Source organism: Polynucleobacter sp. 35-46-11, assembly GCF_002281105.1.
In genome coordinates, this window is the sequence record NZ_NCFJ01000060.1 from 1 (window position 1) to 10,684 (window position 10,684).

Annotated in this window: 10 protein-coding genes and 1 tRNA gene; 6 read left to right on the plus strand and 5 right to left on the minus strand. The window is 46.7% G+C overall.

All coding sequences use genetic code 11. The features are described from left to right. Positions 1-40: 40 nt before the first annotated feature. The 6 genes from B7Y67_RS06725 to B7Y67_RS06750 all read left to right on the plus strand — a co-directional run bounded on the left by B7Y67_RS06725 (position 41) and on the right by B7Y67_RS06750 (position 6,221). Positions 41-129: transfer RNA gene (locus B7Y67_RS06725), tRNA-Leu, on the plus strand. A gap of 38 nt (positions 130-167) precedes the next feature. Continuing rightward, positions 168-626 (plus strand): hypothetical protein, encoded by a 459-nt coding sequence (locus B7Y67_RS06730; RefSeq protein ID WP_293597978.1) that lies wholly within the window; start codon positions 168-170, stop codon positions 624-626. A gap of 220 nt (positions 627-846) precedes the next feature. Continuing rightward, positions 847-1,341 (plus strand): hypothetical protein, encoded by a 495-nt coding sequence (locus tag B7Y67_RS06735; RefSeq protein ID WP_293597979.1) that lies wholly within the window; start codon positions 847-849, stop codon positions 1,339-1,341. Positions 1,342-1,376: 35 nt separating this feature from the next. Then, entirely contained in the window at positions 1,377-2,837 is a 1,461-nt protein-coding gene (locus B7Y67_RS06740; RefSeq protein ID WP_293597980.1) for a kelch repeat-containing protein, read from the plus strand. A 30-nt stretch (positions 2,838-2,867) separates the two neighbouring features. Continuing rightward, on the plus strand, positions 2,868-5,099 hold the full coding sequence (locus B7Y67_RS06745; RefSeq protein WP_293597981.1) for a sulfatase-like hydrolase/transferase: 2,232 nt from the start codon (positions 2,868-2,870) through the stop codon (positions 5,097-5,099). Further along, complete coding sequence (locus B7Y67_RS06750) at positions 5,100-6,221, plus strand: formylglycine-generating enzyme family protein (protein ID WP_293597982.1); 1,122 nt, start codon at positions 5,100-5,102, stop codon at positions 6,219-6,221. A 58-nt stretch (positions 6,222-6,279) separates the two neighbouring features. Here the strand turns inward: B7Y67_RS06750 and B7Y67_RS06755 are convergent, their stop codons facing one another. The 5 genes from B7Y67_RS06755 to B7Y67_RS06775 are packed head-to-tail and all read right to left on the minus strand — an operon-like array spanning position 6,280 to position 10,471. Next, positions 6,280-6,693, minus strand: coding sequence for a biopolymer transporter ExbD (locus B7Y67_RS06755; RefSeq protein WP_215326769.1), 414 nt, complete (start codon positions 6,691-6,693; stop codon positions 6,280-6,282). Between the two features lie 2 nt (positions 6,694-6,695). Further along, positions 6,696-7,388, minus strand: a complete 693-nt coding sequence (locus tag B7Y67_RS06760) for a MotA/TolQ/ExbB proton channel family protein (RefSeq protein ID WP_293597983.1) — start codon at positions 7,386-7,388, stop codon at positions 6,696-6,698. Positions 7,389-7,393: 5 nt separating this feature from the next. Then, positions 7,394-8,086 (minus strand): energy transducer TonB, encoded by a 693-nt coding sequence (locus B7Y67_RS06765; RefSeq protein ID WP_293597984.1) that lies wholly within the window; start codon positions 8,084-8,086, stop codon positions 7,394-7,396. Then, a complete protein-coding gene (gene murI, locus B7Y67_RS06770; protein WP_293597985.1) occupies positions 8,083-8,889 on the minus strand; it encodes a glutamate racemase in 807 nt (268 codons plus the stop codon). The genes B7Y67_RS06765 and murI overlap by 4 nt, the downstream gene beginning before the upstream one ends. Positions 8,890-8,947: 58 nt before the next feature. Continuing rightward, positions 8,948-10,471 carry a fumarate hydratase gene (locus B7Y67_RS06775; RefSeq protein ID WP_293597986.1) on the minus strand — a complete coding sequence of 508 codons (1,524 nt, stop codon included), beginning with the start codon at positions 10,469-10,471 and terminating at the stop codon, positions 8,948-8,950. Positions 10,472-10,684 lie beyond the last annotated feature (213 nt).

Below are 10,684 nucleotides of genomic sequence, written 5' to 3' on the forward strand. Positions count from 1 at the left end.
TTGTCTTGATTTATTTAGTACGGCTTTATTGCTCGTGCGAGCCCGAGTGGTGAAATCGGTAGACACAGCAGATTTAAAATCTGCCGACTCAAAAAAGTCGTGCCGGTTCGATTCCGGCCTCGGGCACCAATCGGTTGTTGTTAATTATCTTACCCCCCATCAAGATCTTGAAAAGATTTACTACTCTTTTTTTTCTGCTGGCAATATCTGCCTTTGAGGCTCAGGCGCAAGTTGCCTTCGTGTTTAACTGCACTCGTACGGAAAAAGACTATACCGAAAATTACGAGCTCAGAATTCAGCCTGCTACGAAAGTGCAAAAAGCAAAAGTATTTTTAGATGGCCGAGATCTAGACCGCATGGATGAGGGCGGTCGACAGACCGTAAGGACCGTAGTGATTGCTAGACCCAATATCTTGATAACGATTGAGGCTTCCTTTGATCCCGAGTTGATAGATGGAATTACCTATCCAGCCGGCAAGGTTGCAACTGAAATCAGCCTTAACCAAGTAACTGGAAAACTCATCAAAGCTGAAACCATTCAGGGCGGCATTCTGGGGGTACACCTGGGTAATGGCAGAAAAACCACTGAAGAGCATTGCGTGCCCTTGCTTGGGGAAAATCATTAGTAAGGCTGGGGTATATTAGTTTGATGGCTAATTTTGCTACATAAGCTTACAGATGCTCAATGCTTCAAAGCGCCCCTGGCGGGTGTGCCCCCAATGAAAAATTTGCTGTCACTCTAATAATTTTATTCAATGCTCTTTTGCTAATCGGTTGTGGCGGCAATAGTGGATCAACCTCATCTACTGAAACCCCCAATATTCTGTATGTGGTGATGGACGATAAGTGAATCAGGCGGAATATAAAGCTGGAAGGTCTCTAACGACTATTGCTGCGGAGATTACTATGGTCGTAAGAAATGATACCTATAAGTTGGTCCGTAATCAGACTCAAACCTATTTCCCGTCAACAGATACTGGCGGGCTAGTTACCACGAATGAGTTTTATCAAATTGATCAGGCGGTGCCTACGCCCAAGATTGACAAGGCGGATCTAAACTTGATGTCAACGATGTCTTCATGGTCAAGCATGATAACTGAAAACTATAATAGTTTGCTGGCATCACTCAATCGCATTATTGCTTCCCAACCTCCTTGTAATGGTGATGCGAATATAGATGGTCAGGTAAACTCAGCGGATCTCAGTATCTGGCAAAGACTATTGAGTTGGGCCTTGTCTAGTATTGCAGACTTTAATTTTGATGGCCTTACCAATAATGCTGATGCTCAAATCATTCGAGACAATCAAGGTGTATGCGGTAAAGCAACGGCAGTCTATTGATTTTGAATTTGAGTGTCACTATTTTTAATTACTTTATGGGCAAACCTCAAGATGCCTGCAGGATTAATGTCATGAAAAGTATTTCTTTGCTGCTATCTGTTTTATGTAGCTCGATATTGTTGTCTGCTTGTGGCGCGGGCTCCTCTGATAGTTCGCCATCTACTTCAAGCTCCGGTTGGACTTGGGTCGGTGGCAGTCAATATAGCGGCGCATTGAATTTCGACTTCACTGCTCAAGGGGTGGGGAGCACTCTGAATGTGCCAGGCGCTCGCAGCACATCTGTTAGCTGGATAGACAAGGAAGGCAATTTTTGGTTATTTGGTGGCTTAACAGAAAATGCGGTGACGTTTCTTAGTGACATGTGGAGATATAACCCCAAGACAAAAGAATGGGCCTGGATGAATGGCTCTCAAGCCAGCAACACCTACGGAAGTTATGGAACTCTAGGCCTTGCGGCAGCTAGCAATAGCCCTGGCGCTCGTATTGGTCCGGTTGCATGGACTGACACTAGCGGCAATCTCTGGATGTATGGTGGTTTTGGCTATGGTGAATCAGGCACCATGGGCACTCTAAATGACCTCTGGAAATACAACATTGCTTCTGGCCTTTGGGCTTGGATTTCTGGTGGCAAGGGAATTACAGCATTACCCGTATATGGCAGTAAGGATGTGCCTAGCACTACCAATACACCCGGCGGAATTGTTGGGGCAAATGGCTGGATTACCAGTGATGGCCATCTTTGGATATATGGTGGAGCACAAGACTCCGCTCTAACTATTACTTATAACAATTTATGGGAATTTGATCCAAGCGCATCCACTTGGACTTTTAGAAGTGGGGCGGGCAAGGATAGTTCATCAAATTACTTAACAAATTCAGGGGGTGTTTACGGTACGAAAACTGTGAGTGCAAGTACAAATCAACCTGGCGCCAGGTTAGATGCGGTCAGTTGGCTTGATAGCTCTAATAACTTATGGTTCTTTGGTGGCAATGGCTGGGATAGTGTTGGTACTTCTGCAGCCATTTTGAATGACCTCTGGAAATACAACACCACCACTAAGCAGTGGACGTGGATGAACGGAAGTAATTTGAATAATGCCTTTGGTACTTACGGTGCAAAAGGAGTCGCTGCCGCTAGCAATACGCCTGGGGCTCGTTGGTACCGCGGACCATTTGCATGGGTTGATACAGCAGGTGACTTTTGGATGTTTGGCGCAGATGGAAATGGCGCCAGTAGAAGCGGCCTCTTAAATGACTGGTGGAAATACAACGCCAGCACCAATCAATGGGCCTGGATGACAGGGGCTACCGAGCCAGGTGCTCTGCCTGTATACGGTACTCAAGGAACTTTTTCAACAAGCAACCAGCCTGGCTCACGTAAGGACGTCATTGGCTGGTCAGATGCTAGTGGTAACTTATGGATATTTGGTGGATATGGCCCTGATGCTGTAGGAACGTCGGGCTATTTGAATGACCTTTGGAAATACGCGCAATAATCATTGGCGCCAAATAGTAAGAGAAAAGCAATGCAATCAAAAATCTTGAAAAGTATTTTATTGGCCCTAACAGTGATGGGGCTGCTTTCTTGCGGAGGAAGTTCGGGTGGGGGTAGCTCAGGTTCTTCCACTGGAACACCCAACATTTTATTTGTCATCATGGATGACGTTGGCATAGATCAAATGTCTAGCTTTGGCTACGATGCTGATAATCAGCCGAGTATGCCAAATATTCAGATTATGGCGAGTTCGGGGGTGCGTTTTCGTAATACCTGGTCAATGCCTGAGTGCTCTCCTGGGCGCGCATCTATGTTTGTTGGGCGCTTTCCTTTTAGAACCAAAATTTATGGTGCGATTGGTCAGGATGATTTAGCCAATTCTCAGGTTTCACCATACGACATGACTACGCCCATGCTGATGAAGCAGGCGAACTATGACAGCGGCTTATTTGGTAAGTTCCACTTAGCCGGACCAGACAACAATCAAGCAGGTAACGGTACTCCCGGACAGTTGGGTTGGGATTATTTTTATGGGTGGATTGGTGGCTTGCCAGCTTCCATTGACACAACGGCGGGCGGCATTACCACCACTGTCGGAACTTACTCCTGCGGATTTGTTCCGGGTGCCGGACAAACTAATGGCGCCACAAGTGGAGCATGCCGTCAAGCTAATGGTAGTTGTAGTGCGCTGAATGGCCCAAATTCAGACGGGGATTCTGCTGGTAAGCGATGCATGATGAGTGGTGGTATTTTTGTGCCCAATACTTCTTGTCAAGATGCGGCTCCATCCGGTCTGAACTTTAGCACCATGCAAAATGCCTACTATGTTTCGCCCTTGGTAATCAACCAGGGTGGAACAGTAACAACAGTTCCATTGACCGATCCGCGTAATCGTGGGTATCGCACAACCATTGAGGCTGATGCAGCAATTAGCTGGATCAAGAGTCGTCCAAGCAATAAACCTTGGATGGCGACGGTAAGTTTTAGTTCTGCACACACTCCTTTGCAGCAGGCGCCAATTGGCTTGGCTCCAAATGCTGGAGCAGCTGCTGATCAGCTGGATTGTAAGAACTCTACTCAGCAGCGTTCAATTCAAAATCAAATGACAGAGGCGATGGATACTGAGTTTGGTCGCTTGATGATAGAGACGGGCCTTGCTACCCGCGGGTCTACTGGAAAGCTGGTTTACGACCCGAAGGCAAGCAACACCATGATTGTGATTGTTGGAGACAATGGCACATTGGGGGGCTCAGTCAAACTGCCATTCAATCCTAATCTTGCTAAGGGTACGGCATACCAAACTGGTATTTGGGTGCCCTTGATTGCTGCGGGACCCTTGGTTGTTCAGCCTGATCGCGAAGTGAATCACATGGTGAACATGGTGGATGTATTTCAGCTCTTTGGTGAGATTGCAGGAATTAATGTTCCTGCCTCAGTGCCACGTGTCATTGATGCTGCACCTTTACTTGCCTATTTAACCAAGGTCGATCAATCTAGTATTCGTACCGTGAACTTTGCTCAAGGTAGCTATAACATCCAGGCTAACGGTGGTCGGAATGGACCGTGCGTTTTCTCGGGTAGTTCATGCTCACAGATTCCGATTTCAAAGAGTGTGTGCGAAGACAACAATGGAACATGGTGGGGGGTTGGATTTGATACATCAGGTGCAAATGCTGTTCCTCAAACGGCTGGCCACAGCTCATCCCAGGGATATCAAAGTTGCTGTCAGGTAAATCAGGCTAAATTTTCCCTTGGTCAACCTCAGATCACGATTGTGGCCGAGTCTAGCACCGGAATTCGCAATGACGGCTACAAGATTGTTCAGAACACAACGCAATATTTTGATTCTGCCAACAACACCTGCGTTGATTCTTCTGGAAACCAGTTGGTCAATGTGACTAATGAGTTCTATCAGATTGACCAAGCGGCGCCTCTACCTAAGTTAGATAATCCTGGTTCGGCCAATCAATTAGATCCAAACTCTTCATCAACCTTACTGTCGATATACAACAGCCTCATGTCTCAATTGAATTCAATCTTGGCGTCCCAGCCAGCCTGTCCTGGTGATGCGAATATTGATGGTCAGGTGAACGATCAAGATTTGAGTGTTTGGCAAAAGTTCTTAAATTGGGCTGGTACAGCAGCGGGTGTTTTGTCATCCAGTGTGGCCGACTTCAATTGGGATGGTCTCACTAATAGCATTGATGCCCAAACCATTCGCAATAAACAGGGCGCCTGTCCTACAGCTACATCGGTCTATTAAGTGCTGATCAAGCGTCGCCATTGGATTCTTGCTGCCGCTGGGCTTGTTGCGGCAGGGGGAATTGCCTCTTACTTCTTTGTGGGGCAGTCTGGTCATTCTGCTACGGCTGAGGTAAAAGTAATCCAGAGTGATGGTCAGAATGCCCCCGTAGGAATGGTTTGGATCCCTGGCGGTGAGTTTTTGATGGGCAGCGATCACAAGAAAGCACAGGTTAACGAAAAGCCTGTTCATCGTGTCAAGGTAGATGGGTTTTGGATGGATCAGACCCATGTCACTAATGATCAGTTTGCCCAATTTGTAGCAGCAACAAACTACCGGACTACGGCTGAGCAAATCCCAGATTGGGACACTATCAAGGTTCAGTTGCCTCCTGGAATACCGAAGCCGCCAGCGAGCGCATTTGTTCCTGGAGCTATGGTTTTTGTGGGTACAAAAGATAAGGTGCGTCTAGATGACTACTCTCAATGGTGGGCATATGTTCCCGGTGCAAGCTGGAAGCATCCTACTGGCCCTAAGAGCAATATCGAAGGTAAGGGCAATCATCCAGTTGTTCAGGTGAGTTATGTTGATGCCCTAGCTTTTGCAAAATGGGCTGGAAAGCGTTTACCAGCCGAGGCCGAATGGGAATTTGCTGCGCGCGGTGGATTGAATCAAGCAACCTATGCTTGGGGTGACCAGTTAGAGCAAGATGGAAAATTGCTTGCCAATATCTGGGATGTTAGAAAGCAGGCTTTCCCAGTTGTCGATATAAAAGTAAGTCCAAAAGCGGGTGGAGCGATTGGTACAAGTCCAGTGGGAACCTATCCGCAGAACGGTTATGGCCTATTTGATATGACGGGCAATGCTTGGCAGTGGGCTGCTGATTGGTATGGATTTAATTTTTTTGCGCAACAAGCTAAAGAATATGGCAATAAAGTGATTCTCAATCCTCAGGGTCCAGATCAATCATTTGATCCTGCCGATGCTGGAGTTCCACCTAATGCCCCTAAGCGTGTCATTCGAGGTGGATCATTTTTGTGTAATGAGGACTACTGCCAGTCTTACCGCCCGAGCGCTCGGCGTGGCGCCGATCCCTATAGTCCGATGTCACACCTAGGATTTCGATTGGTTCGGGATAAATAAAAACCACCTTAGTGAACTGACCCCCAGTAGTTCGACAGTTTGATTGGGTTTCGGTAAATTAATTAGGCTCGGTTACAAAACCTAATTTTGTTAAGCCTGCTCGACGAGATGCTGCTAGCACTTGAGCAACGTATTCGTATTTAACAGATTTATCGGCACGCAAATTGATTTCTGGTTGCGGCTCCTTCTGAGCAGCTTTTTCTGCATAACCATCAAAAGTCTTTAAATCAATCGGCGTGCTATTCCAAAATATTTGACCCTGAGCATCAATTGAGAGTTGAACTGACTCTGGCTTTACTTCATTACGCACGCTATTGGCTTTTGGCAACTCAACCTTTACCGCCTGTTGAATAACCGGCAAGGTAATAATGAAAATAATTAAGAGCACCAACATGACATCCACCATCGGTGTCATGTTGATTTCGGCCATGATGCCGCTTTCTTCTTGATCGTTCTGAAGATTAAAAGACATGTTTATTCTCCGGACTTCACACGGGCACCAGTGACAAAGTAAGCAAGGAGGTCATTGCCAAAGCGATTGAGGTCAGCAACTAATAATTTATTGGCGCGATTAATGGCATTAAAGCCTAGTACTGCTGGAATCGCTACCGCCAAGCCCAAGGCAGTCATGATGAGAGCTTCGCCAATTGGGCCGGCAACTTGATCAATCTGGGCGCTACCTGAACTGCTAATAGAAATCAAGGCGTGATAGATGCCCCATACAGTTCCAAATAAACCAATAAATGGTGCGGTTGCCCCGGTTGAGCCAAGGAAGGTAAGGCCTTTTTGGAGTTGAGCGGCAACCCCATCAATACTGTTCTTCAGACTTCTTGCCATCCACTCCGAGTAATTCAGTGTTTGTAAAAGTTCACGATGATTGGTCGATTGACTTTGGTGGTGGATAGAAGCTCCAATCGTAGCCTTAGCAATTTGATAATAAGGATTACTTGCATGACTAGTGAATGCATTTAAACCTTGGTCGTACGAAGTGGCGCGCCAAAATTGATCGAGCTCAGGCTTGAACTTGCGCAAATTACGCAGATCCCAAAAGCGAGAGAGCAAAATTACCCAAGTCACAATTGAGCAGATGAGAAGTGCGATTGCCACAAAGCGGGTAATTGCATCGCCCTCGAGCCATAAATTTGCTAAGCCAAATGGTGTATTCATAATATTTAATTCTTTAAATTGAATTTAATTAAAAGGTTAGTGGAAATTCTTTGAGGCGAGCCGTTTACCAGAAATGGTTTGAAGCGATAACGACGACCAATTTCCGTTGCTGCACGATCTAACCTTGGAAAGGAGCTGGAACGTAATAACGCCACATCCTCAACGCTTCCTGATTCATCAATAATCAATCTCACCACCACCTCACCTTGCTCCCCAGATCTTTTTGAGAAAGAGGGGTAGTAAGCGTCAGCATCAGGTAGATATACGACAACCAGTTTACCAATGTCAGTCTGAATTGGTGTGCCGCTGGATCCTGAGGTAGAGGCAGGGGCAACAGTGGCATTTGGTGCCTGGGATTCACTTTTAGACTGCTGCGGCGTTGGTGGGGTTGCAGCCTGTTGTTGCGTTTGTGGTGTTGGAGCCTGGGTAGATTTCTCATCCACGGTTTTCTTCTTTTGCTCTTGCTTAGGTTTGGGTGGGGGTGCAGCCGGAGCAGCTTGTGGTTGTTTGGCAGCCTCAGGACTCACTAGGTTGGCCATCACTCGCGCATCATCTAAGTTATTTTCATTATCGGGTTTCATGCCACTCTGAAAACCAATTAAAAATAGTAGGTGTAAAGCAATGACGATACCAATGATGATGCGATCGGTTTTATCAAAGGGCAGACGCGTATTCAGTCGACTCAAAAAAGTGCTCATTTGAAAGTGCCCACCAGCTGAGATTCAATACTGTGCCCATCTAAATCCGACTGCATCAGCTCTTGCGCCATTTGATGCAAAAGCTCTGCATCCTTACTACTGATGAATCTAATGGAACCATGCTCCCCATCATCCAACTGCTTGCCTTGTGCTTCTAATTTTCTTTTGAGTTGGCGTACTACAGCATCGCTGGTATCAATGAGATTAATTGAGTCTCCCAATAGCTTGCGGATCGCTTTTCGTAAAAAAGGGTAGTGCGTACATCCAAGAACAAGGGTGTCGGCACCTGCATCCTGGATTGGCTCAAGATGCTCGGCAAGTAACTCTAAGGTTTCTTCGCCATTGGCTTGACCCGCCTCAATTAGCGGTACCAAACCTGCCCCAGCTTGTTTAACAAATTGGCAGTTCGGAAGTGTGGCCAGTAAGGCGCTAAATTTATCGCTCTTGAGTGTGGCCTCAGTTGCAAGTACGCCAACAATACCATTAGTGGACTGCATTGCTGCGGGCTTGATGCCAGGCTCTACGCCAATGATTGGAATGTTGCTGAGCTGGTTGCGAATATGAGCAATGGCTTCGGCAGTGGCTGTGTTACACGCAACCATGATGGCATCGCATCCCTGCGCTACTAGGTATTGGCACAGCTCCATACTTCGTGCAGCAATCCACTCACTAGTTTTTTCCCCATAAGGAGCATTGATAGAGTCTGCTAAATAAATATAGTCATGCTCGGGAAGCTGGCGCAGAGCCTCATCCAAAATGGATAAGCCTCCAACGCCAGAATCAAAAACCCCGATGAGTGCCAAGTAAAGGTCGCTTAACTAAGTGCGGTTGATTTAACGAATAAATGACGCACTAAATGACTCAAGCAATCTTGACTGGAATGCCAGCAATCTTTGCCTGCCATTCTTTCGGTCCAATATCGTGCATGGATATGCCGTCAGAGCTCACAGCTACTGTCACTGGCATATCTTTGACGTCAAATTCATAAATCGCTTCCATACCCAGATCAGCAAAGCCAACCACCTTGGCCGTCTGAATGGCTTTAGAGACTAAGTAAGCAGCGCCTCCAACAGCCATTAAGTAGGCAGATTTATGTTTCTTGATTGCCTCGATTGCAGTAGGACCACGCTCTGCCTTACCAATCATGGAAATTAAGCCGGTCTTGGCAAGCATCATCTCAGTGAACTTATCCATGCGAGTTGAGGTTGTTGGGCCTGCTGGACCAACGGCTTCACCACCCACTGGATCAACTGGACCAACGTAATAGATCACGCGGTTCTTAAAGCTCACCGGTAATTCTTCACCCTTAGCAAGCATGTCGGCAATGCGTTTATGTGCTGCATCACGACCGGTCAAAATTTTGCCGTTGAGAAGAAGAGTTTCACCTTCTTTCCAGTCAGCCACTTCTTCAGCGGTCAAAGTATCTAAGTTCACGCGCTTGGATTTTTTGGTATCCGGAGTCCAAGTTACATCTGGCCAATCGGATAAGGATGGCTTTTCTAATATCGCTGGGCCATCGCCATGCAAGTGGAAATGCACGTGACGGGTTGCGGCACAGTTCGGAATCATCGCTACTGGCAATGAAGCCGCATGCGTTGGGTATTCCATGATCTTGATATCTAGAACAGTTGCTAAACCACCGAGACCTTGTGCCCCAATACCGAGCTTATTAACCTTCTCATACAACTCTAAACGCAGTTCTTCAGCACGAGTCTTCGCGCCGCATGCGATCAATTCTTGAATATCTACTGGACCCATCAAAGACTCTTTAGCCATCAACATGGCTTTTTCAGGAGTGCCGCCAATACCAATGCCGAGGATGCCAGGGGGGCACCAGCCTGCACCCATGGTCGGTACAGTTTTAAGAACCCAATCCACGATCGAGTCAGAAGGGTTGAGCATCACCATCTTGGCTTTGTTTTCAGAGCCGCCACCTTTGGCTGCGCAAATGACTTCAACATTATCGCCTGGGACAATTTCGTAGTGAATGACTGCAGGGGTGTTATCACCCGTGTTTTTGCGTTTACCTGCTGGATCCGCTAATACGGAGGCTCTTAATGGATTCTCTGGGTTCATATAGGCCCGACGAACACCTTCGTTCACCATCTCGGTGACGCTCATGGTGGCGTCGCCCCACTGGACGTTCATGCCAATCTTGAGAAAAACGACTGCAATACCTGTGTCCTGACACATCGGGCGGTGACCTTCTGCGCACATGCGGCTATTGGTCAAAATCTGAGCAATCGCATCCTTGGCAGCAGCGCCTTGCTCTAGCTCATAAGCCTTACCCATAGCGGAGATAAAGTCTTTTGGGTGGTAATAAGAGATGAACTGGAATGCATCTGCAACGCTTTGAATGAGGTCGTTTTGTTTGATATTTGTCATGGTTTTGGGCTTAATTATGTAAGGTTTTTTCTATTTTAAGGGTTTGCCATAGAGCAAATCTAGCGTGTTTTCACTTATCTTATTAGCTCTTGGGGATGCGTTTCCCTAACTCTGCGCTATTTTTGCAGAAAAAAACGACTGATTATTAAATAGAAGGGCTGTGAAGCATGGAACCATTGATGCAAGAAAACCGCGTATTTAACCCACCTGCAG

Coding starts and splice junctions, on each gene's coding strand:
- B7Y67_RS06760 (WP_293597983.1), bottom strand. CDS start 7,388: ATGAATACACCATTTGGCTTAGCAAATTTATGGCTCGAGGGCGATGCA.
- B7Y67_RS06765 (WP_293597984.1), bottom strand. CDS start 8,086: ATGAGCACTTTTTTGAGTCGACTGAATACGCGTCTGCCCTTTGATAAA.
- B7Y67_RS06740 (WP_293597980.1), top strand. CDS start 1,377: ATGGGCAAACCTCAAGATGCCTGCAGGATTAATGTCATGAAAAGTATT.
- B7Y67_RS06755 (WP_215326769.1), bottom strand. CDS start 6,693: ATGTCTTTTAATCTTCAGAACGATCAAGAAGAAAGCGGCATCATGGCC.
- B7Y67_RS06775 (WP_293597986.1), bottom strand. CDS start 10,471: ATGACAAATATCAAACAAAACGACCTCATTCAAAGCGTTGCAGATGCA.
- B7Y67_RS06745 (WP_293597981.1), top strand. CDS start 2,868: ATGCAATCAAAAATCTTGAAAAGTATTTTATTGGCCCTAACAGTGATG.